Source organism: Glaciimonas sp. OK215, from assembly GCF_057787885.1.
On the sequence record NZ_CM173544.1, the window covers coordinates 5258941 to 5280291 of the forward strand.

Genomic DNA, 21351 nt, shown 5'->3' on the forward strand with positions numbered 1-21351 from the left:
GTGCTTAAGTTCACTTGATGCGCCCTGCCATCGGCGACGACGGCGAAGCGGCAAACCGCTTTGGAATCCGCCCCGCCAGATAAGCTTCGCGCCCAGCCTCAACCGCCAGTCGCATTGCCCGCGCCATGCGAATCGGATCGCGCGCGCCGGCTATCGCGGTATTCATCAGGACGCCGTCACAACCCAGCTCCATTGCAATCGCCGCGTCGGAAGCGGTGCCGACGCCTGCGTCGACCAGCACCGGCACTTTGGCTTGCTCGATGATCAGCGACAGATTCCACGGGTTCAAAATACCCATGCCGGAGCCAATCAGTGAAGCCAGCGGCATCACTGCAACACAGCCGATTTCTTCCAGAATACGCGCCTGGATCGGATCATCGCTGCAATACACCATCACATCGAAACCATCTTTGACGAGGATTTCAGCGGCCTTCAAGGTCTCCGGCATATTCGGAAACAAGGTCTTTTCATCACCAAGGACTTCCAGCTTTGCCAGCTTGTGACCACCCAATAATTCACGCCCCAGCTGCAAGGTATACACCGCATCTGCAGCGGTATAACAACCGGCGGTATTCGGCAATATCGTATAGCGCGAAGGCGGCACGACGTCCAGCAAACTCGGTGCGCTCGGGTCCTGGCCGATATTCACGCGTCGGATCGCCACCGTGATGATTTCGGCACCGCTGGCTTCGGTCGCCTCGCGCGTTTGTTCCAGATCGCGATATTTACCGCTGCCGACCAGTAGGCGCGAACGGTAAGTTTTTCCAGCGATGGTCAGCCCTACATCTTGTTGTTTTTCTGGAGGGGTATCGTTCATGTTCATGATGTATCCTTTCCTGCTGCTTTGGAGGTTGGGTGGAGCTCGGCGCTACCCGACAACTGACGTCGCCAACAACGATAAGCGTTGCGGGTGCGGGTGTTGGGCGTTACCGCCCAACCAGCCCGTCGTCGTGGCGTAATCCGCCCTGCTATCCCCCACCGATTGCGCGCACCATGTCGACTTTGTCCTGCGGCTGCAGCACATGCTGCGGCCACAAGTGCGACGGCACCACCTGACGATTGACCGCCACTGCAATCGCTTTGCCAGACAGCGCAAGCGCCGCTACCAACTGTTGCAATGTCTGCCTGTCATCGAGTTGATGCGGCGCGCCGTTAAGTTCGATTTCCATCATCGCGCTCACTGTTTGCTGTAAATTTCCGCACCGTTTTTGATGAATTCGATGGACTTCACTTCCATCCCTTTCTTCAGCGCGGCAATCTCAGTGATCCCTTGCGCTGCGGCGTATTCGCGGACTTCCTGCGTGATCTTCATCGAACAGAAATGCGGACCGCACATCGAGCAGAAATGCGCTACTTTGGCCGAATCTTTCGGCAAGGTTTCGTCATGGAATTCACGCGCCTTGTCCGGATCGAGGCCGATGTTGAACTGGTCATCCCAACGGAATTCGAAACGCGCTTTAGACAGTGCATTGTCACGAATCTGTGCACCAGGGTGGCCCTTGGCCAGATCGGCGACGTGGGCGGCGATTTTGTAGGTGATGATGCCGTCCTTGACGTCAGCCTTGTTCGGCAAGCCCAGATGTTCTTTCGGCGTGACATAGCACAGCATCGCCGTACCGTACCAACCGATGGTCGCGGCGCCGATACCGGAAGTGATGTGGTCGTAACCCGGTGCAATATCGGTGGTCAACGGTCCCAGCGTATAGAACGGTGCTTCGTCACATTGCTCCAGTTGCAGATCCATGTTTTCCTTGATCAGATGCAGCGGCACGTGGCCGGGGCCTTCGATCATCACCTGGACGTCGTGCTTCCAGGCGATCTGGGTCAACTCGCCCAGCGTTTTCAACTCACCCAGTTGCGCTTCATCATTGGCGTCATAGATCGAGCCTGGACGCAGGCCATCACCGAGACTGAACGAAACGTCATAGGCCTTCATGATTTCGCAGATGTCTTCAAAGTGCGTGTACAGGAAAGATTCCTCGTGATGCGCCAGACACCATTTCGCCATGATCGAACCGCCACGCGAAACGATGCCGGTCAAGCGTTTGGCCGTCATTGGCACGTATTGCAAACGCACGCCCGCATGGATGGTGAAGTAATCGACACCCTGTTCGGCTTGCTCAATCAGTGTGTCGCGGAAAATTTCCCAGGTCAGGTCTTCAGCCTTGCCATTGACCTTTTCCAGCGCTTGATAAATCGGCACCGTACCAATCGGCACCGGGGAGTTGCGGATGATCCATTCGCGGGTTTCGTGGATGTGTTTGCCGGTCGACAAATCCATGACGTTATCGCCGCCCCAACGAATCGCCCAGGTCATCTTTTCGACTTCTTCGCCGATCGATGAAGTGACAGCCGAGTTGCCGATGTTGGCGTTAATCTTGACCAGGAAATTGCGCCCGATAATCATCGGCTCGATTTCCGGATGATTGATGTTGGCAGGAATAATCGCACGACCGCGGGCGATTTCCGAGCGCACGAATTCCGGCGTAATTTCTGCCGGAATACTGGCCCCGAACGACTGCCCCGGATGCTGACGCCCCATCAAATCCGCCAACCGGTTGCCCATTGGACCGGATGCTTTCAACTCTTCCAGATATTCCTGGCGACGCATGTTTTCGCGGATGGCGACATATTCCATCTCCGGCGTAATGATGCCCTGACGCGCATAGTGCATTTGCGAGACATTTTTACCGGTTTTGGCGCGGCGCGGCTTGCGATGCAGGTTGAAGCGCAGTTCTGCCAGCTTCGGATCGTTTAAGCGTTCGATGCCATAGTCGGAACTAGGTCCCGGCAATTCGTCGGTATCATCCCGTTCCAGTATCCATGGCGTGCGCGGTGTCGACAGCCCGGAACGGATGTCGATCTTGACGTCAGGATCGGAGTACGGTCCCGACGTGTCATACACATAAATCGGTGGATTTTTTTCAGCACCGAACGAAGCTGCAGTATCGGATTGGCTGATTTGTCGCATCGGCACGCGAATATCCGGGCGCGATCCGGTGACATAGATTTTGCGGGAATTCGGTAGTGGCTGAATGGCAGCTTCATCCACCGTGGCTGTGGCGGATAGAAATTTTGGATTGGCGTTCATTGTGGCTCCTTTGCGTGGTTGTCTTGGCTTGGAGCCAGCAAAGGAGTTTTCGAGGAATGCGGCGCAATAACGGAGTTACGGTGTATCGGCCAACAACAAACTCGACAGCTTCCCTTCGCTGGCATTACCCAGATCAGGTTCGGAGGGTGTTTCTCACCCAATTGCCAGCGTTAATTGTTTAACACGTGCAACCAGGACCCCTAGCGTTTTGCCAACTCAGGATTATATCCTGAGTCAGCGTTGTGGATTCTAACACCTACCTCTGGCCCGCCGTCAAGATTTACATTTAATCTCGCGCGTCAATCAACGAGAACAAACAAAAAAAGCCAACCATATTGCAACCAGGCAAGTTTAATCGCCACTCGCCGCAAATATGTCGTCCCTATCTGCCGAAGCAAACAGTGTCGTCCTTTATAATCACTGTTTTAGCAAAAAACACCACTAAATCATGGAATTAGCCAAGTCTTTCGACCCTGCCGAGATTGAACAATTTTGGCGTAGCGAGTGGGAAAAGCGCGGGTATTACGCCGCCACCACCGATGCCAGCAAACCATCGTTCAGCATCCAGCTGCCGCCGCCGAATGTGACCGGCACTTTGCATATGGGCCACGCATTCAACCAGACCATCATGGATGGCCTCGTACGCTATCACCGCATGCGCGGTTTCAATACCGCGTGGATTCCCGGCACCGACCACGCCGGTATCGCTACCCAGATCGTGGTCGAGCGTCAACTCGATGCACAGAAAATTTCACGCCATGATTTAGGCCGTGAAAAATTCATCGAAAAAGTCTGGGAATGGAAAGAACAATCCGGCTCCGCCATCACCGGCCAGATGCGTCGTCTCGGCTCGTCCACCGATTGGGATCGTGAATATTTCACAATGGACCCGAAGTTGTCGGGCACGGTGACCGAAGTCTTTGTACGCCTGTTCGAACAAGGTTTGATTTATCGCGGCAAGCGCCTGGTCAACTGGGACCCGGTGTTAGGCACTGCGGTCTCCGACCTGGAAGTGGTATCGGAGGAGGAAGACGGTTCGATGTGGCATATCCATTATCCGCTCGCCGACGGCAGCGGTCATGTGACGGTTGCCACTACCCGTCCCGAAACCATGCTGGGTGACGTCGCCGTCGCCGTTGATCCGACCGATGAGCGGTATGCGCATCTGCTTGGCAAGATGCTGACGCTACCGTTGTGCGGCCGTCAAATTCCTGTCATCGCCGATGAGTACGTTGACAAAGCGTTCGGCACCGGCTGCGTCAAGATCACGCCGGCGCATGATTTCAACGACTATGCCGTTGGTCAGCGACACAACCTGGACAAGATCAATATCCTGACGCTGGATGCCAAAATCAACGACAACGCGCCAGCTCAATATCAAGGCCTGGACCGCTTCGTTGCCCGCAAGCAAATCGTCGCCGACCTTGACGCCCAGGGTTTGCTGGAATCCGTCAAACCGCATAAATTGATGGTGCCGCGTGGCGACCGTACCGGCGTCGTGATCGAGCCGATGCTGACCGATCAATGGTTTGTGGCGATGAGCAAGGCTGCGCCGGAAGGCACCCATTTCCCGGGCAAATCGATTGCTGAAGTCGCGCTGGAAAAAGTCGCCAATGGTGAAATCAAGATGGTGCCGGAGAACTGGACCACCACTTACAACCAGTGGCTCAACAATATCCAGGACTGGTGTATTTCGCGTCAACTGTGGTGGGGTCATCAGATTCCCGCATGGTATGACGAAGACGGAAAAATCTACGTCGCGCGTACCGAAGCGGAAGCACAGGCGCAAGCCGGCGGCAAGACCATCAGGCGCGATGAAGACGTGCTCGATACCTGGTTCTCCTCTGCGCTGGTGCCATTCTCGACACTCGGCTGGCCGCAAGAAACACCCGATTACAAGATGTTCCTGCCATCGTCGGTGCTGGTGACCGGTTTTGACATTATCTTCTTCTGGGTTGCGCGCATGGTCATGATGACCACCCACTTCACCGGCAAAGTACCGTTCGGCACGGTGTATGTGCACGGACTGGTGCGCGACGGCAGCGGTCAGAAAATGTCGAAATCGAAGGGTAATACCCTCGATCCGATTGATCTGATTGATGGCATCGATGTTGAAACGTTAGTCGCCAAACGCACCGCAGGCCTGATGAATCCGAAGCAGGCTGACAGCATCGCCAAGGCCACACGCAAGGAATTTTCCGATGGCATTCCGGCGTTTGGCACCGATGCGCTGCGGTTTACCTTTGCCTCGCTGGCAACACTCGGCCGCAACATCAATTTCGACCTGAGCCGTTGCGATGGCTATCGGAATTTCTGCAACAAATTGTGGAATGCCACCCGCTTCGTGCTGATGAATACCGAAGGCAAGGATTGCGGTTTTGAAGGCCATACACCGGGCGAGTGCAACAAAGAGAAGCTGGATTTCTCGTATGCCGATCGCTGGATCGTTTCGCAATTGCAACGGACCGAAGGCGAGATCGCCAAAGGCTTCGCCGACTATCGTTTCGACAACATTTCGTCGGCAATTTACAAATTTGTCTGGGATGAGTATTGCGACTGGTATCTGGAAGTCGCAAAAATCCAGATGCAACACGGCAGCGCGGCGCAACAGCAAGCCACTCGCCGTACACTGCTGCGCGTACTCGAAACAGTTTTGCGTCTGGCGCATCCGATCATTCCGTTCGTGACCGAAGCGTTGTGGCAAAGCGTTGCGCCATTGACCGGTCAGGTGCTGGATCCGGCTGGCGACTCGATCATGCGTCAATCCTACCCGGAACCACGGCCAGAGAAAGTCGATGAAAAAGCCGAAGCGTGGATGACAGAGCTGAAATCCCTGACCGACGCCTGCCGCAATCTGCGCGGCGAAATGCAGCTATCACCGGCTTTGCGGGTACCGCTGATTATCGCGGGCGATGCAGCGCAGCAAGCCGCATTGCGATCGTTCGCCCCGTATCTGCAAGGATTGGCGAAATTATCTGAAGTACAAGTATTAGAGCTATTACCCGAATCGCCGGCACCGGTATCCATCGTCGGTAATGCTAAGCTGATGCTCAAGGTCGAAATTGATGTTGCCGCAGAACGTGAACGCCTTACCAAGGAAATCACACGTTTGGAAGCGGAAATCACCAAAGCACAGGCAAAACTTGGCAATGAAAGCTTTGTTGCACGGGCACCAGCGCAGGTGGTGGCTCAGGAACAGGAACGCGTAGCTAACTTTTCTGCAACCCTGCTCAACCTGCGCGAACAGTTTGGCAAACTGAAGGATTAACAACAAGTCACAAAGCGCATTGCACAAGAAAGTCCTGTAAGTCGCTGTGCGTAAGCGGATCGGTAGCCAAGATCAGGTTACGCACGGCAAAAACAAAAGGAGACAAGTGCATGAAAAAACTTTCGGTCGGTATTCTCGTCGTCAGCCTGCTGCTGGCATCCGGCGCCTTTGCGCAAACCGCAACGCCGGTTGGCCTGTGGAAAAGCATCGATGACCAGAGCGGCAAACCAAAAGCGCTGATTCGGATTAGCGAATCAAATGGCGAACTAAGAGGGAAGATCGAAAAGCTATTCCGTGACGCCAGCGAAGATCAGAATCCGAAATGTGTCAAATGCGAGGGCGACGAAAAGGACAAACCGCTTATCGGCATGACGATTTTGCAGGGCATGAGGCCGGATGGTAGCGATTACAGCGGCGGCAAAATCCTGGATCCGGCCAATGGCAAAGTCTACAAGAGCAAGATGTCACTGGTCGAGAATGGCAAGAAGTTGAATGTGCGCGGGTATATTGGTGTTCCGATGCTGGGACGGACACAGACTTGGGTACGTGAAGAATAGCAGTACGCACCAGCAATAAAAAATGCCGCGCAATTTATAGACTGCGTGGCTTTTTTGGGGGGGATTCGCTGCTTACCAGCGGTAAAACGTGCAGCGCATGTATTTATATGAAAGACACAGTCAAGCCAGGTAACGCGATGCCGGAAAATGCCGTGACCCACGTTTGTCCAGGCTGTACCGGATAAGCGTCCGTCCAAGTACCTGTGGTAATAATTTCGCCAGCAGTCAACGGCGCAAATTGCGGTTGCGCATTAAGTAGCTGATGCAACTGCCAAAGTGCGTGGAGTGGACTGTCCAACACATCGCTGCCGAAACCGGCACCGCACAACGTCACCGAATCCTCGGTGCAGCAAGACAATGAAACGCTGGCATTGGCCAGTATTTCACCCAAATTGCGCCGTGTCGCCGCCGACAGCACGTGCGGCTCACCAATGATCAGGGTGCCATGCAGGCCAAACGCTGCGATTGCATCCGCCGCCTCGAACTTCCAATCAGGAAAAGGGCAAACATCGATTTCAAAAGCGTGCGCCATCCACTCGATACATTCCGCTAATTCGTCGATACTCGCATTCGGTGATGGCGTAGTTGCCAACTTGAACACAATCTCAGGCTCAATCCGTGGTTGCACCGCACCTTCGAGGCTCTGGATGCCGCGATTGTCATCGGCATAACGCACCGTACTCTCAAAAATATGCGCCCAAATGAGCGCACGGATGGGTTCGTTGACACCATATTTCGGCCATAAGGTGCGATTCGTAAAGCCAAGCTTGCGCCCTACTGGTACTTCGCCCTGGCTAATGCTGACATCAAGGACCCGTTTTGCGATGTCATAACCGTCGGCAAGCGATAACACCTCGCCATCTGACAATGGTGGTAGCAGTCGAGCATTGGCTCTCGCATCAATAAGTTGATGCGCATACCGATTAGCTTTGGTGGACATGAGCATGGTTCGCTTACACAAATTAGTGAAGACTATCGCATTGTCTGTGACGTTTAATTTTTACACAAGCAGCAGATTATGGAATGCAAAATTTCTGTAAATGGCGATCGAGCTGGGCCGCAAATGCGTGCCGGTCACTCTGGCTAAATGCTGCCGGGCCACCGGTTTCGACACCGGAACCACGCAACTCATCCATAAAATTACGCATCGTCAAATGCTGCTGAATATTGTCTTTGGTATAAAACTCACCGCGTGGATTGAGCGCATCGCCACCCTTTTCAAGGACTTCTGCTGCCAACGGGATGTCCGCGGTAATCACCAAATCTCCCGCACGTAGCAAACGTACGATTTCCTGGTCGGCGACATCAAATCCTGACGGCACCTGAATCGCCTTAATAAAACGTGACGGGGGCGTTCGCAGTAATTTATTCGCAACCAGCGTGACGGCAATTTGATGTCGGTCGGCGACCCGAAACAGGATTTCCTTAACAACATTGGGGCATGCGTCAGCATCCACCCATATCTGGATTTGCACTGGTTGCGGCGCCGAAACTCCACTGTTGACACGGTTATTGATTTTGCCCCCACAATTCGCCGTTGGGCCCGGTCTGCGGTGCGCTAACGCCAAAGTGAGCGTAGGCCGCCGGGGTGGCAATCCGGCCACGCGGTGTGCGTTGAAGAAATCCTTGCTGTATCAGATACGGTTCCAGCACATCCTCGATGGTGTCGCGCTCTTCGCCTATCGCTGCAGCCAGATTGTCGAGACCGACCGGACCACCACCGAATTTAAACAATACGGCTTCCAGCAACTTGCGATCCATCACGTCAAAGCCGACCGGATCGACGTCCAGCATGATGAGCGCCGCATCCGCCATTACCTTGGTGATTTCACCATTTCCCTTGACCTCGGCATAGTCACGCACACGACGTAAAAGCCGGTTGGCGATGCGCGGCGTGCCACGGCTGCGCTTGGCAATTTCAAAAGCCCCGTCACCGACTATCGGCGCGTTTAACAACGCGGAGCTGCGGGTGACGATCTTGGTCAGTTCTTGCGGCGTATAAAACTCCAGCCGCGCCACGATGCCGAAGCGATCGCGCAGCGGATTGGTCAGCATCCCGGCGCGCGTGGTTGCCCCAACCAGCGTAAATGGCTGCAAGTCGAGCCGGACCGAACGGGCGGCCGGACCTTCGCCAATCATAATATCTATTTGATAATCTTCCAGCGCCGGATACAAAATTTCTTCCACAACTGGTGAAAGACGATGAATTTCATCGATAAACAGGACGTCGTTGGCCTCCAGATTCGTCAGCAACGCCGCCAAGTCGCCAGCACGCTCCAGTACCGGTCCCGAAGTTTGACGTAAATTAACACCCATTTCGCGAGCGATAATGTGAGCAAGAGTCGTTTTGCCAAGTCCCGGTGGGCCAAACAACAACGTGTGATCCAGCGCTTCCTTGCGTTGCCGGGCTGCAGTAATAAAAATTTCCAGCTGCTCACGGATCTTTTGCTGCCCGACGTATTCATCCAGATGCTTGGGCCGCAACGCACGCTCAATTGCCTCCTCATTTGCGGAGGCTGGTGTCGCTGCGATGATGCGCTGCTCGGTAAAGTCGTCGGTTTGAATGCTCATGGTCGGATTGTAGCCGGGCTGGATAAGTTGTATATGGCTGACAACAACATATTAGAATGTTTAAGGAGTCTTAGCGCTATAACTTGGATAGCGCCTTCAAGGCCAGTTTGATGCCATCCGACACCGTGGCATCGGCAGGTATTTGCTTCAGCGCCAGCAACGCTTCCTTGTCCGAATAGCCCAATGCGATAAGCGCATTCAAGATATCCCCAGTCGCATCGCTAACCGCACGTCCGCCTGCCGCGCCGATATCGGCACCCAGTTTTCCTTTTAGCTCAAGCAACAAGCGCTCGGCCGTCTTTTTACCGATACCCGGGACCTTCGTCAAACGCCCCGCTTCCTGCAGCGTAACTGCCTGAGCCAAATCAGGTACAGACATACCGGACAGGATCGAAAGAGCGGTACGGGCGCCGACGCCGCTGATCTTGATCAATTGCTTGAACACGGTGCGCTCTTCGGCAGTACCGAAACCGAACAGCACATGCGCGTCCTCACGTATCGCCAAATGGGTCAGCAATACAATTTTTTCACCAATTCCAGGAAGATTGTAAAAGGTACTCATGGGCACTCCGACTTCATAGCCGACGCCATTGCAATCAATCAACAGTTGCGGCGGATTTTTTTCAAGCAACGTTCCAGAGAGACGACCTATCATCGGAGTATGACCTTAGTAAGAAGTAAGGCAAATCATACAGGACAACTGGTTAAAAACACAGTAGTTGTACAGTTTCGCGCTTAAGCGCTGTAGAAATGCCCAATAACAAAGGTCGATATTTCCCAATCGCAATAAAAATTACTTGTCTGGCAGCTAGGTAACTCAGTCCTCCTTTAATCGTTAAGAAGCGAATCCGCTATCGAAATCAGCTAAGTCAGCGCTAATGAGCGGGATTTTCGACGCTTCCACCAGAGTTGGTAGTAGTTCTTAGGCGGAGCGGTACCCGCGTCTTGGCATAAGGCGGGGGTTTGCAACCCTGTCCAGTTGCGGGGGAAGCGCGCGCTGCCATCGGCGGCAAGGCAGGAAGCGCCGCCCCAAAGCAAAAACCCTCCCCGATTGCTCGGGGAGGGTTTTCTAATAAGAGCCTGACGATGACCTACTTTCACACTGGTTGCAGCACTATCATCGGCGCAAAGTCGTTTCACGGTCCTGTTCGGGATGGGAAGGGGTGGTACCAACTCGCTATGGTCATCAGGCATAAACTGTAGTGTTGTTTGTTCCCAATAGGGCAACAAGCAACGCAATCCGGAAGAAGTAAAGTATGTTTTTTTTGTACTGCAGAGACCTGATTGATCAGGTGCCTGCAGCACTGGGTATGATTGCACATTTCTGGCAAACAAATAAGCTCACCATATAACCTGCTAAGGTTATAGGGACAAGCCTCACGGGCAATTAGTACTGGTTAGCTTAACGTATTACTACGCTTCCACACCCAGCCTATCAACGTCCTGGTCTCGAACGACCCTTTAGGGGAATCTAGTTCCCGGGAAATATCATCTCAAGGCAAGTTTCCCGCTTAGATGCTTTCAGCGGTTATCTCTTCCGAACTTAGCTACCCGGCAATGCCACTGGCGTGACAACCGGTACACCAGAGGTTCGTCCACTCCGGTCCTCTCGTACTAGGAGCAGCCCCCTTCAAATTTCCAACGCCCACGGCAGATAGGGACCAAACTGTCTCACGACGTTTTAAACCCAGCTCACGTACCACTTTAAATGGCGAACAGCCATACCCTTGGGACCGGCTACAGCCCCAGGATGTGATGAGCCGACATCGAGGTGCCAAACTCCCCCGTCGATATGAACTCTTGGGAGGAATCAGCCTGTTATCCCCAGAGTACCTTTTATCCGTTGAGCGATGGCCCTTCCATACAGAACCACCGGATCACTATGTCCTACTTTCGTACCTGCTCGACTTGTCAGTCTCGCAGTTAAGCACGCTTATGCCATTGCACTATTAGCACGATGTCCGACCGTACCTAGCGTACCTTCGAACTCCTCCGTTACACTTTGGGAGGAGACCGCCCCAGTCAAACTGCCTACCATGCACTGTCCCCGATCCGGATAACGGACCAAGGTTAGAATCTCAAACAAACCAGGGTGGTATTTCAAGGTTGGCTCCACGCAAACTAGCGTTCACGCTTCAAAGCCTCCCACCTATCCTACACAGATTGGTTCAAAATTCAATGCAAAGCTACAGTAAAGGTTCATGGGGTCTTTCCGTCTAGCCGCGGGTAGATTGCATCATCACAAACATTTCAACTTCGCTGAGTCTCGGGAGGAGACAGTGTGGCCATCGTTACTCCATTCGTGCAGGTCGGAACTTACCCGACAAGGAATTTCGCTACCTTAGGACCGTTATAGTTACGGCCGCCGTTTACTGGGACTTCAATCAAGAGCTTGCACCCCATCATTTAATCTTCCAGCACCGGGCAGGAGTCACACCATATACGTCCACTTTCGTGTTTGCATAGTGCTGTGTTTTTATTAAACAGTCGCAGCCACCTTTTTATTGCAGCCCTTTCACCCTCATGGCGCAAGCCAGTCAAGCTACCGGGGCGTACCTTATCCCGAAGTTACGGTACAAATTTGCCGAGTTCCTTCTCCCGAGTTCTCTCAAGCGCCTTAGAATACTCATCTCGCCCACCTGTGTCGGTTTGCGGTACGGTCTCGTGTGACTGAAGCTTAGAGGCTTTTCTTGGAACCACTTCCGATTGCTTCGTGAACAAGTTCACTCGTCTCAACCCCTTGAATTACGCTGCCGGATTTGCCTAACAGCCTTCTCTGAGCCAAAAACCGACTATTCCAACAGTCGGACAACCTTCCGCGATCCGTCCCCCCATCGCATCACACGACGGTGCAGGAATATTAACCTGCTTCCCATCAGCTACGCATCTCTGCCTCGCCTTAGGGGCCGACTCACCCTGCTCCGATGAACGTTGAACAGGAAACCTTGGGCTTACGGCGTGGAGGCTTTTCACCCCCATTATCGCTACTCATGTCAGCATTCGCACTTCTGATACCTCCAGCATCCTTTACAAGACACCTTCGCAGGCTTACAGAACGCTCTCCTACCATATCAATAAATTGATATCCGCAGCTTCGGTGACTGGCTTAGCCCCGTTACATCTTCCGCGCAGGACGACTCGATCAGTGAGCTATTACGCTTTCTTTAAAGGATGGCTGCTTCTAAGCCAACCTCCTGACTGTTTTAGCCTTCCCACTTCGTTTGCCACTTAGCCAATCTTTGGGACCTTAGCTGGCGGTCTGGGTTGTTTCCCTCTTGACGTCGGACGTTAGCACCCGGCGTCTGTCTCCCAAGCTCGCACTCATCGGTATTCGGAGTTTGCAATGGGTTGGTAAGTCGCAATGACCCCCTAGCCATAACAGTGCTCTACCCCCGATGGTGATACTTGAGGCACTACCTAAATAGTTTTCGGAGAGAACCAGCTATTTCCAAGTTTGTTTAGCCTTTCACCCCTACCCACAGCTCATCCCCTAATTTTTCAACATTAGTGGGTTCGGACCTCCAGTGCGTGTTACCGCACCTTCATCCTGGCCATGAGTAGATCACTTGGTTTCGGGTCTACACCCAGCGACTGAACGCCCTATTCGGACTCGATTTCTCTACGCCTTCCCTATACGGTTAAGCTTGCCACTGAATGTAAGTCGCTGACCCATTATACAAAAGGTACGCAGTCACGGAACAAGTCCGCTCCTACTGTTTGTATGCACACGGTTTCAGGATCTATTTCACTCCCCTTCCGGGGTTCTTTTCGCCTTTCCCTCACGGTACTGGTTCACTATCGGTCGATTACGAGTATTTAGCCTTGGAGGATGGTCCCCCCATGTTCAGACAGGATTACACGTGTCCCGCCCTACTTGTCGCAAACTTAGTTCCACACCACCGATTTCATGTAAGGGGCTATCACCCTCTATGGCCACCATTTCCAGGGTGTTCCATTATCGCTGATGCTAAATCTTGCAGGCTGTTCCCATTTCGCTCGCCACTACTTTGGGAATCTCGGTTGATTTCTTTTCCTGTAGCTACTTAGATGTTTCAGTTCGCCACGTTCGCCTTGCATACCTATGTATTCAGTATGCAATACCCTAAAAGGGTGGGTTTCCCCATTCGGAAATCTGCGGATCAATGCGTGTTTGCTCGCTCCCCGCAGCTTATCGCAAGCTACTACGTCCTTCATCGCCTGTAATCGCCAAGGCATCCACCATGTGCACTTATTCACTTGTCCCTATAACGTTAGCTTCTGCCTGCGTTCACAGACAAAAAGCGGCTATAGAGGTATTTCTATGAGTTTAGCGTTTGCCGTATCCAAAGTGTTTTCGCATCGCATGCTTAACGCATGCTCTTTTGAGAACTCTTTACATACTTTTTGATTTGATACAATCATACCCATCCACAATGCTGTCGCATCATGGACGAATCTTTACTTCTTCTAGATTGTTAAAGAACAAAACAGCCAATGATCTTGAAAAGATCAAACCTAAATCCAAACGCTCGCGCGTTCGACTTAGGTTTGATTTTTGGTGGAGGCTAACGGGATCGAACCGATGACCCCCTGCTTGCAAAGCAGGTGCTCTCCCAGCTGAGCTAAGCCCCCGAAACTTGTGGTGGGTCTGGTTGGGCTCGAACCAACGACCCCCGCGTTATCAACACGGTGCTCTAACCAACTGAGCTACAGACCCGTTTGGATCAGTAATCAGCAGGCAGTCCGTCAGCATCTTCCGCTCACAAACAGCGCACCTAATAACTGTTCTTCTTTATTAACACACCGATAAGTGTGGACGCTTAATGTCCGTACAAACTCTAGAAAGGAGGTGATCCAGCCGCACCTTCCGATACGGCTACCTTGTTACGACTTCACCCCAGTCACGAATCCCACCGTGGTAAGCGCCCTCCTTGCGGTTAGGCTACCTACTTCTGGTGAAACCCGCTCCCATGGTGTGACGGGCGGTGTGTACAAGACCCGGGAACGTATTCACCGCGACATGCTGATCCGCGATTACTAGCGATTCCAACTTCATGTAGTCGAGTTGCAGACTACAATCCGGACTACGATACACTTTCTGGGATTAGCTCCCCCTCGCGGGTTGGCGGCCCTCTGTATGTACCATTGTATGACGTGTGAAGCCCTACCCATAAGGGCCATGAGGACTTGACGTCATCCCCACCTTCCTCCGGTTTGTCACCGGCAGTCTCATTAGAGTGCCCTTTCGTAGCAACTAATGACAAGGGTTGCGCTCGTTGCGGGACTTAACCCAACATCTCACGACACGAGCTGACGACAGCCATGCAGCACCTGTGTACTGGTTCTCTTTCGAGCACTCCCTCATCTCTGAAGGATTCCAGCCATGTCAAGGGTAGGTAAGGTTTTTCGCGTTGCATCGAATTAATCCACATCATCCACCGCTTGTGCGGGTCCCCGTCAATTCCTTTGAGTTTTAATCTTGCGACCGTACTCCCCAGGCGGTCTACTTCACGCGTTAGCTGCGTTACCAAGTCAATTAAGACCCGACAACTAGTAGACATCGTTTAGGGCGTGGACTACCAGGGTATCTAATCCTGTTTGCTCCCCACGCTTTCGTGCATGAGCGTCAGTGTTATCCCAGGGGGCTGCCTTCGCCATCGGTATTCCTCCACATCTCTACGCATTTCACTGCTACACGTGGAATTCTACCCCCCTCTGACACACTCTAGCCGTGCAGTCACAAATGCCATTCCCAGGTTAAGCCCGGGGATTTCACACCTGTCTTACACAACCGCCTGCGCACGCTTTACGCCCAGTAATTCCGATTAACGCTTGCACCCTACGTATTACCGCGGCTGCTGGCACGTAGTTAGCCGGTGCTTATTCTTCAGGTACCGTCATTAGCCCCAGGTATTAACCAAGACCGTTTCTTCCCTGACAAAAGAGCTTTACAACCCGAAGGCCTTCTTCACTCACGCGGCATTGCTGGATCAGGCTTGCGCCCATTGTCCAAAATTCCCCACTGCTGCCTCCCGTAGGAGTCTGGGCCGTGTCTCAGTCCCAGTGTGGCTGGTCGTCCTCTCAGACCAGCTACTGATCGATGCCTTGGTGAGCCTTTACCTCACCAACTAGCTAATCAGATATCGGCCGCTCTATGAGCATGAGGTTCTTGCGAATCCCCCACTTTCATCCGTAGATCGTATGCGGTATTAGCTAATCTTTCGACTAGTTATCCCCCACTCAAAGGCACGTTCCGATATATTACTCACCCGTTCGCCACTCGTCAGCGGAGCAAGCTCCCTGTTACCGTTCGACTTGCATGTGTAAGGCATGCCGCCAGCGTTCAATCTGAGCCAGGATCAAACTCTTCAGTTTAATCTCTGTTTTGTGGCATTGCTGCCTAGCATCGCTGCTATCGCTCACTCAAAATACTGACAGGCGCTCCCCAAGTTTGACCTTGCGAAGCATCCTATTTTCTTCTTTTGTGAACATTTAATGTTTTAAGTTTTACGCAAACCGCCGAAGCAATTCACGCTGCACTTCCATTAAACGCCCACACTTATCGGCTGTTAATTGTTAAAGAACTTCCCCTGCTTTGCGTCACACCGTAGTGTTCGCAGCACCGACAAATCGTTTTGTTTGCCGGCAGCAGAGAGATGAGATTATGTGGCGTTGCGTGCTTTTCGTCAACTGCTTTTTAAATCATTTTTACAAACAACTTAAATGCTTTTAACGCTTCCACACCCTGCAAACACCCGCACTGCAACCTCGTTTCCATCTCCAACTTCGCCCCCGAATCAGCCTGCGCTGCTTCCGGTATTGCGCGTCGTTTTCAACAGAGGCCGAACTATAGCAAGGCGCTCCGCCACTGGCAAGCGGTTTTGTCACAATTCTTAAATATTTTTAAAGACAGGTAAACGCTTCTCTAAAAATGCCTGCATTCCCTCTTTCTGATCTTCAGTAGCGAAGGTGCTGTGGAACAGGCGACGCTCGAATTGAATGCCTTCCGCCAATGTCGTTTCATATGCGCGATTGACCGACTCTTTAATCATCATCACTGCCGGCAGAGACATGTTCGCGATCACAGTTGCGGCCTCTAGTGCCTCTGCAATCAACTGATCCAAAGGCACTATCCGCGACACCAATCCTGCGCGCTCCGCTTCGACCGCATCCATCATGCGCGCGGTCAGACACATGTCCATCGCCTTGGCTTTCGACACCGAACGCGGCAGGCGCTGCGTACCGCCAGCACCTGGGATCACGCCAAGCTTAATTTCCGGCTGACCAAACTTCGCATTGTCTGCAGCAATAATGAAATCGCACATCATCGCCAGCTCACAACCACCGCCTAACGCGAAACCTGCAACCGCAGCAATCACTGGCTTACGCACACGACGTATTTCTTCCCAGTTGCGGGTAATGTAATCACCTTTAAACGCATCCATATATGAGTAGCCAGCCATGGCGCCAATATCCGCGCCTGCTGCGAACGCTTTTTCACTACCGGTAATGATGATGCAACCAATCTCTGCATCGGCGTCGAACTTCAGGAGCGCTTGACCCAGCTCGCTCATCAACTGATCATTCAAAGCGTTCAGCGCTTTCGGGCGATTCAAACGAATCAGTCCGACTTTTCCTTGCGTCTCAACCAGAATAGCTTCATATGACATAACGTTTCCCATTCAACAGTAGGTGGATAAATAGTATTAACTAGGTTTAATTGTAGCGCCACAAGATAACAGATACGATGTCCAGAACGACCAATACGACCCGAGGTATTGGGCATCCGGAATTTATCCGCCGCTATTCTGTCTATATAGCGATAACGGCTAGAGCTGACCACCATTGCAAAGCAGATACATCTTCTTCATCCATAGCAGGGGGACTCCATGTTCAAGACCATACTGGTACCAACCGACGGCTCGGCACTGTCGGATAAGGCAATTACAGCAGCGATTGAATTTGCCAAATTTAGCAATGGCAAGGTGATCGGCTTGTCCGTGGCAGAACCCTATCCGTTTTCACCGATGGCAGAAAGTACTATGGCTGCGGATCCCGGTACCTATGAAGAGAATATGCTGGCGCTGGCGCAACTACATGTGCAAAAAATCGCCGATGCGGCAAAGACGGCTGGGGTGGCTTGCGAGATACTCACTGCGCAAGCCTTCAATCCCGATGAGGAAATCATTAACGTGGCGGAAAGGTATGGATGTGACGTGATTTTCATGGCCTCACACGGCCGTAGCGGCCTAAGCCGACTATTCCTGGGCAGCAAAACGCAAAGAGTCCTGGCGCATTCCACCATTCCGGTACTGGTATTGCGGTAACCACAAACCGCTAAACTTCCGGTAGTTAGTAGTTAGACATCAGGCGTGACTCGACGCCAGCAGGCGTCGAGTAGGTGAGCAAGACAAGCACTATATATAATCACCGGCCAGCAACGGTCGACAATTTCGGCAGCAGCACCCACATCGTGCCACGCTGCTTCATTCTCCCCGCTTTCTCCCCCGCGTCATTGCCAAAGCCCCAAAACAAATCGGCTCGCACCGCGCCCTTGATCGCGCCACCGGTGTCCTGCGCCACAACTAACTGCTGCAGGTTTTTCACGCTGTTGGGCTGCGTTGTCGCCAAAAATACTGGTACGCCCAATGGAATGAAATGGGGATCGACCGCAATCGAACGCTGCGGCGTCAATGGCACGCCCTGCGCACCTTTCGGTCCCTGATTAGGGTCCAGGACTTTTTCCTCTTTAAAGAAGACATAACTCGGATTGGAATTCAACAATTCCTGCTGACGCGAAGGATTTGCAGCCAGCCAGGCTTTGATTCCTTGCGCGGAAGCCTGCGCCAGCGTCAACTCTCCCTTATCAATCAGATAACGACCGATCGATTTATACGGATAACCATTTTGATCAGCATAAGCGACGCGTAATATTTCGCCATTCGCCATTTGGATTCGCCCTGAACCTTGCACTTGCAGAAAAAAAGCATCAACCGGATCATCGACCCAGACAATTTCCTTGCCACTCAGGTTAGCTGTTTTATCCAGTTCGGCCCGATTCGGATACGGCACTATGCGATTTCCGACCAGGCGACCACGCAAGCGCAATCCTTTTAGTTCCGGATAGACGCTCGCAAGATCTATCGTCAGCAAATCTTCCGGCGCACGATAAAGCGGTGTTTGATAAACGCCGCCGCGCTTGCGCGCACCGCGCAACAACGGTTCGTAATATCCAGTCACCAGACCATTGTCGCTGCCATCCGCATTAATAACTTGATAAGGCGTAAAAAATGCTTCGAAGAATGTCCGTATCGCGCTTTCGTTCGCCGCATCAAGATCACGCGCAACGGTGCATGGCTCCATCCAGTCCGCTCTTTTCACCATGGTTGAACAGGATGCCAGAAAAGCCGGCATTGCCTGTCGCAGATCATCACTTTTCCAACCGGGCAACGCCGCGAAAGAACTTGCCCGCAACGTTCCTGCTGGCGCTTTGATATCTGGCAATGGTGCGGTGGAGCTTGTCGGCGGCGGCTTTTTCTCTGGCGCCGTCGGTGACGTCAGCGTGGGAGAAGTGGTACAGGCAACCATGCTGAGGGCGATAATTAGAGCCGAAACGGGTAGACTTATGCGCTTGAATGACATTGAGGATTCTTTATGTGGTTATTGATTCTTGAGGCGTCCGTTGCCTTCTTTTTATTTGTATTTATTGTCTGGTGGACCATGATGTCTGGACGCAAACCGGATCAGCCCCCACAGCGTAAAGCATCGCCACCAAAGAACGATGACGATCAGGAGGCCTAATAGCGCTTAACAATGAAATTAATGCAGTGTGCGCGGCAGCGACAAAACGAATTCGGGAATCCGCGACTCGAACTGCTCGCCATCTTCTGCCACGCAGAAAAATTCGCCAAACATGGAGCCCTGCGGCGTTGCCAGCGATGTGCCGCTGGTGTACTCGAAATTCTCACCTGGCTGCAGCAGCGGCTGATGGCCAATCACTCCCAGCCCGCGGACTTCTTGCACGTAATTATTGGCATCCGTGATAACCCAGTGACGCGAGATTAACTGCGCAGCCACCTGTCCGGTATTTTTGATCGTGATTGCGTAGGCGAAAACATAGTGATCGCGATCCGGCTCGGATTGCTCTTCCAGATATTGGGTCCTGACATTAACGGTAAATTCATAAGCGGCCATGCAGATTTCCTTTATTTCAGGCAGTAGTTCAGTGAGCTCACTGAATGGTCGACCGACAACTTCAGCGCCACATCCTTGTATCTAACGGATCATTGCACACGAAATTACCGGCAGACGCAAGCGCTACCCTGAACATCACAAACCCACAGAGTAAAATAGCGCATCTTTTTTGCATCTTCTCTTTTAAGTGACTGCCATGCCAACCACACCAACCTACCGTATCGCCCCAAGTATTTTGTCTGCGGACTTCGCCCGCCTCGGCGAAGAAGTCCGCAACGTCGTTAGCGCCGGTGCCGACATCATCCATTTTGACGTCATGGACAATCATTACGTTCCCAACCTGACGATCGGCCCCCTGGTGTGCGAAGCGATTCGCCCACACGTGCAGGTGCCAATTGACGTTCATCTGATGGTCAAACCGGTGGATCGCATCATTCCGGACTTTGCCAAGGCCGGCGCCAACATCATCACTTTCCATCCGGAAGCATCGGAACATATCGACCGTTCGCTGCAACTGATCCGCGATAACGGCTGTAAAGCCGGCCTGGTATTCAATCCGGGTACACCACTGCATTTTCTGGATCATGTGATGGACAAGCTCGACATCATCCTGATCATGTCGGTCAATCCAGGCTTTGGCGGCCAGTCCTTTATTCCTGAAGCGCTGAAAAAAATCGCGAAAGTTCGTCGGCTGATTGACGAATCCGGTCGCAATATCATGCTGGAAGTCGATGGCGGCATCAAAATCGACAACATCGCCCAGGCTGCAGCAGCTGGCGCAGACACTTTCGTCGCTGGTTCAGCGATTTTCGGCAAGCCGGACTACAAGGCTGTGATCGATGCAATGCGTGGCGAATTGGCAAAAGTATGATGTTGAGTACTCCAAAGGCGGCAACTGAAGCAGCCCTGCCGGTCATATTGACCGGCATCGCCGCTGCCATCATCGATCTGGACGGCACCATGCTGGATACAGCGCCGGACTTTCATGTCGCCATCAATCGCATGCGTGCCGATTTCGATTTGGCACCGTTGACCCAGCAAACCATTATCAATTTCGTCGGCAAAGGATCGGAAAACCTGATTCGTCGCGTGTTAAGTGTGGATTACGCAGCAGCGCAGGCCGATGTGCATTTCGATGCGGCGCTGGCGTCGTATCAACGCCACTATCTGACAATCAACGGCAACTACGCGACGCTCTATCCCGAGGTAATTGAAGGACTCCAGGCCATGCGCGGCAAGGGATTGCGGCTGGCTTGCGTCACCAACAAGCCGATCGCGTTTGCCCTGCCGTTACTGGAAAAGACCGGATTACGCGGTTTTTTTGAACTGGTATATGGCGGCGACTCCTTTTCCAGGAAAAAACCCGACCCGATGCCGCTGCTGGCAGTTTGCCGAGAATTCAACTTGCAGCCAGCACAAGTGGTTGCTGTTGGCGACTCTTCGAACGATGCGCAGGCCGCGCGCGCAGCCGGTTGCAGGGTGTTGAATGTGCCGTACGGATACAATCACGGCGAGTCTATACAAGACGTCGATTCGGATGGTATAGTACCAACGCTGCTTTCGGCGGCACACCATATATCGACATAAATCCAAACATATTTCTTAAAATGTTTCTCGACAAAAAACGTAATGTCCCACTAGCCGCCCCTGAGGCCTGGCTCTGGCGACGCTGGCAATCCTGGGCTAAGTAA

The 21351-nt window shown here is 52.7% G+C and carries 17 protein-coding genes, 2 tRNA genes, 3 rRNA genes and 1 riboswitch; of the genes, 7 read left to right on the top strand and 15 right to left on the bottom strand.

The features are described 5' to 3' along the window. Positions 1-10: 10 nt before the first annotated feature. From AC3CHX_RS24180 to thiC, 3 genes are all read right to left on the bottom strand, one after another. On the bottom strand, positions 11-823 hold the full coding sequence (locus tag AC3CHX_RS24180) for a thiazole synthase (RefSeq protein ID WP_488630516.1): 813 nt from the start codon (positions 821-823) through the stop codon (positions 11-13). Positions 824-968: 145 nt separating this feature from the next. Next, positions 969-1169, bottom strand: coding sequence for a sulfur carrier protein ThiS (thiS, locus tag AC3CHX_RS24185; RefSeq protein ID WP_488644920.1), 201 nt, complete (start codon positions 1167-1169; stop codon positions 969-971). 8 nt (positions 1170-1177) lie between these two features. Next, the gene (gene thiC, locus AC3CHX_RS24190; RefSeq protein ID WP_488630517.1) at positions 1178-3091 is read right to left on the bottom strand and encodes a phosphomethylpyrimidine synthase ThiC; all 1914 of its coding nucleotides are present in this window, start codon (positions 3089-3091) and stop codon (positions 1178-1180) included. Positions 3092-3184: 93 nt separating this feature from the next. Next, positions 3185-3303, bottom strand: a riboswitch (TPP riboswitch). A gap of 236 nt (positions 3304-3539) precedes the next feature. Between thiC and AC3CHX_RS24195 the strand changes: the two genes are divergently transcribed. Both AC3CHX_RS24195 and AC3CHX_RS24200 read left to right on the top strand, forming a co-directional pair. Then, the gene (locus AC3CHX_RS24195; RefSeq protein WP_488630518.1) at positions 3540-6359 is read left to right on the top strand and encodes a valine--tRNA ligase; all 2820 of its coding nucleotides are present in this window, start codon (positions 3540-3542) and stop codon (positions 6357-6359) included. Between the two features lie 110 nt (positions 6360-6469). Further along, on the top strand, positions 6470-6916 hold the full coding sequence (locus AC3CHX_RS24200; RefSeq protein WP_488630519.1) for a DUF2147 domain-containing protein: 447 nt from the start codon (positions 6470-6472) through the stop codon (positions 6914-6916). 103 nt (positions 6917-7019) lie between these two features. Here the strand turns inward: AC3CHX_RS24200 and AC3CHX_RS24205 are convergent, their stop codons facing one another. From AC3CHX_RS24205 to AC3CHX_RS24250, 10 genes are all read right to left on the bottom strand, one after another. Next, positions 7020-7862 (bottom strand): 2-keto-4-pentenoate hydratase, encoded by an 843-nt coding sequence (locus AC3CHX_RS24205; RefSeq protein ID WP_488630520.1) that lies wholly within the window; start codon positions 7860-7862, stop codon positions 7020-7022. 70 nt (positions 7863-7932) lie between these two features. Next, positions 7933-8385, bottom strand: a complete 453-nt coding sequence (locus AC3CHX_RS24210; RefSeq protein ID WP_488644921.1) for a YaiI/YqxD family protein — start codon at positions 8383-8385, stop codon at positions 7933-7935. A 40-nt stretch (positions 8386-8425) separates the two neighbouring features. Next, positions 8426-9487: a Holliday junction branch migration DNA helicase RuvB gene (gene ruvB / locus AC3CHX_RS24215; RefSeq protein WP_488630521.1), complete on the bottom strand. Its 1062-nt coding sequence runs from the start codon at positions 9485-9487 to the stop codon at positions 8426-8428. Between the two features lie 76 nt (positions 9488-9563). Next, positions 9564-10142, bottom strand: a complete 579-nt coding sequence (gene ruvA, locus AC3CHX_RS24220) for a Holliday junction branch migration protein RuvA (protein ID WP_488630522.1) — start codon at positions 10140-10142, stop codon at positions 9564-9566. A gap of 423 nt (positions 10143-10565) precedes the next feature. Beyond that, positions 10566-10678, bottom strand: a 5S ribosomal RNA gene (gene rrf / locus AC3CHX_RS24225). A gap of 175 nt (positions 10679-10853) precedes the next feature. Next, positions 10854-13729, bottom strand: a 23S ribosomal RNA gene (locus tag AC3CHX_RS24230). Between the two features lie 293 nt (positions 13730-14022). Next, a tRNA-Ala gene (locus AC3CHX_RS24235) sits at positions 14023-14098 on the bottom strand. Positions 14099-14106: 8 nt separating this feature from the next. Continuing rightward, a tRNA-Ile gene (locus AC3CHX_RS24240) sits at positions 14107-14183 on the bottom strand. 125 nt (positions 14184-14308) lie between these two features. After that, positions 14309-15841: ribosomal RNA gene (locus AC3CHX_RS24245) — 16S ribosomal RNA — on the bottom strand. The 16S, 23S and 5S rRNA genes sit together here with 2 tRNA genes alongside, the layout of an rRNA operon. Before the next feature lie 518 nt (positions 15842-16359). Further along, the gene (locus AC3CHX_RS24250) at positions 16360-17136 is read right to left on the bottom strand and encodes an enoyl-CoA hydratase (RefSeq protein ID WP_488630523.1); all 777 of its coding nucleotides are present in this window, start codon (positions 17134-17136) and stop codon (positions 16360-16362) included. A 219-nt stretch (positions 17137-17355) separates the two neighbouring features. On the opposite strand from AC3CHX_RS24250, the gene AC3CHX_RS24255 reads away from it, so the two are divergent. Then, on the top strand, positions 17356-17793 hold the full coding sequence (locus AC3CHX_RS24255; RefSeq protein ID WP_488630524.1) for a universal stress protein: 438 nt from the start codon (positions 17356-17358) through the stop codon (positions 17791-17793). Between the two features lie 100 nt (positions 17794-17893). Here the strand turns inward: AC3CHX_RS24255 and mltA are convergent, their stop codons facing one another. Next, positions 17894-18880, bottom strand: a complete 987-nt coding sequence (gene mltA, locus AC3CHX_RS24260; RefSeq protein ID WP_488630525.1) for a murein transglycosylase A — start codon at positions 18878-18880, stop codon at positions 17894-17896. On the opposite strand from mltA, the gene AC3CHX_RS24265 reads away from it, so the two are divergent. Both AC3CHX_RS24265 and AC3CHX_RS24270 read left to right on the top strand, forming a co-directional pair. After that, complete coding sequence (locus AC3CHX_RS24265) at positions 18816-19133, top strand: hypothetical protein (protein WP_488644974.1); 318 nt, start codon at positions 18816-18818, stop codon at positions 19131-19133. The genes mltA and AC3CHX_RS24265 overlap by 65 nt on opposite strands. Further along, positions 19121-19267: a hypothetical protein gene (locus tag AC3CHX_RS24270; protein ID WP_488630526.1), complete on the top strand. Its 147-nt coding sequence runs from the start codon at positions 19121-19123 to the stop codon at positions 19265-19267. The genes AC3CHX_RS24265 and AC3CHX_RS24270 overlap by 13 nt, the downstream gene beginning before the upstream one ends. An 18-nt stretch (positions 19268-19285) precedes the next feature. On the opposite strand, the gene apaG is transcribed toward AC3CHX_RS24270, so the two are convergent. Next, positions 19286-19660 carry a Co2+/Mg2+ efflux protein ApaG gene (gene apaG / locus AC3CHX_RS24275; protein WP_488630527.1) on the bottom strand — a complete coding sequence of 125 codons (375 nt, stop codon included), beginning with the start codon at positions 19658-19660 and terminating at the stop codon, positions 19286-19288. 196 nt (positions 19661-19856) lie between these two features. On the opposite strand from apaG, the gene rpe reads away from it, so the two are divergent. Both rpe and AC3CHX_RS24285 read left to right on the top strand, forming a co-directional pair. Continuing rightward, positions 19857-20531 (top strand): ribulose-phosphate 3-epimerase, encoded by a 675-nt coding sequence (gene rpe / locus AC3CHX_RS24280; protein ID WP_488630528.1) that lies wholly within the window; start codon positions 19857-19859, stop codon positions 20529-20531. After that, positions 20528-21247: a phosphoglycolate phosphatase gene (locus AC3CHX_RS24285; RefSeq protein WP_488630529.1), complete on the top strand. Its 720-nt coding sequence runs from the start codon at positions 20528-20530 to the stop codon at positions 21245-21247. The genes rpe and AC3CHX_RS24285 overlap by 4 nt, the downstream gene beginning before the upstream one ends. The last annotated feature ends 104 nt before the right edge of the window (positions 21248-21351 follow it).

What these genes read in the sequence shown, in the direction of transcription:
- thiC (WP_488630517.1), bottom strand. Translation starts at nt 3,091, where the DNA reads ATGAACGCCAATCCAAAATTTCTATCCGCCACAGCCACGGTGGATGAA.
- rpe (WP_488630528.1), top strand. Translation starts at nt 19,857, where the DNA reads ATGCCAACCACACCAACCTACCGTATCGCCCCAAGTATTTTGTCTGCG.
- AC3CHX_RS24285 (WP_488630529.1), top strand. Translation starts at nt 20,528, where the DNA reads ATGATGTTGAGTACTCCAAAGGCGGCAACTGAAGCAGCCCTGCCGGTC.
- AC3CHX_RS24250 (WP_488630523.1), bottom strand. Translation starts at nt 17,136, where the DNA reads ATGTCATATGAAGCTATTCTGGTTGAGACGCAAGGAAAAGTCGGACTG.
- AC3CHX_RS24195 (WP_488630518.1), top strand. Translation starts at nt 3,540, where the DNA reads ATGGAATTAGCCAAGTCTTTCGACCCTGCCGAGATTGAACAATTTTGG.
- ruvA (WP_488630522.1), bottom strand. Translation starts at nt 10,142, where the DNA reads ATGATAGGTCGTCTCTCTGGAACGTTGCTTGAAAAAAATCCGCCGCAA.
- AC3CHX_RS24270 (WP_488630526.1), top strand. Translation starts at nt 19,121, where the DNA reads ATGTGGTTATTGATTCTTGAGGCGTCCGTTGCCTTCTTTTTATTTGTA.
- thiS (WP_488644920.1), bottom strand. Translation starts at nt 1,169, where the DNA reads ATGGAAATCGAACTTAACGGCGCGCCGCATCAACTCGATGACAGGCAG.
- apaG (WP_488630527.1), bottom strand. Translation starts at nt 19,660, where the DNA reads ATGGCCGCTTATGAATTTACCGTTAATGTCAGGACCCAATATCTGGAA.
- AC3CHX_RS24200 (WP_488630519.1), top strand. Translation starts at nt 6,470, where the DNA reads ATGAAAAAACTTTCGGTCGGTATTCTCGTCGTCAGCCTGCTGCTGGCA.
- AC3CHX_RS24255 (WP_488630524.1), top strand. Translation starts at nt 17,356, where the DNA reads ATGTTCAAGACCATACTGGTACCAACCGACGGCTCGGCACTGTCGGAT.
- mltA (WP_488630525.1), bottom strand. Translation starts at nt 18,880, where the DNA reads ATGCCGGCTTTTCTGGCATCCTGTTCAACCATGGTGAAAAGAGCGGAC.
- ruvB (WP_488630521.1), bottom strand. Translation starts at nt 9,487, where the DNA reads ATGAGCATTCAAACCGACGACTTTACCGAGCAGCGCATCATCGCAGCG.
- AC3CHX_RS24180 (WP_488630516.1), bottom strand. Translation starts at nt 823, where the DNA reads ATGAACATGAACGATACCCCTCCAGAAAAACAACAAGATGTAGGGCTG.
- AC3CHX_RS24205 (WP_488630520.1), bottom strand. Translation starts at nt 7,862, where the DNA reads ATGCTCATGTCCACCAAAGCTAATCGGTATGCGCATCAACTTATTGAT.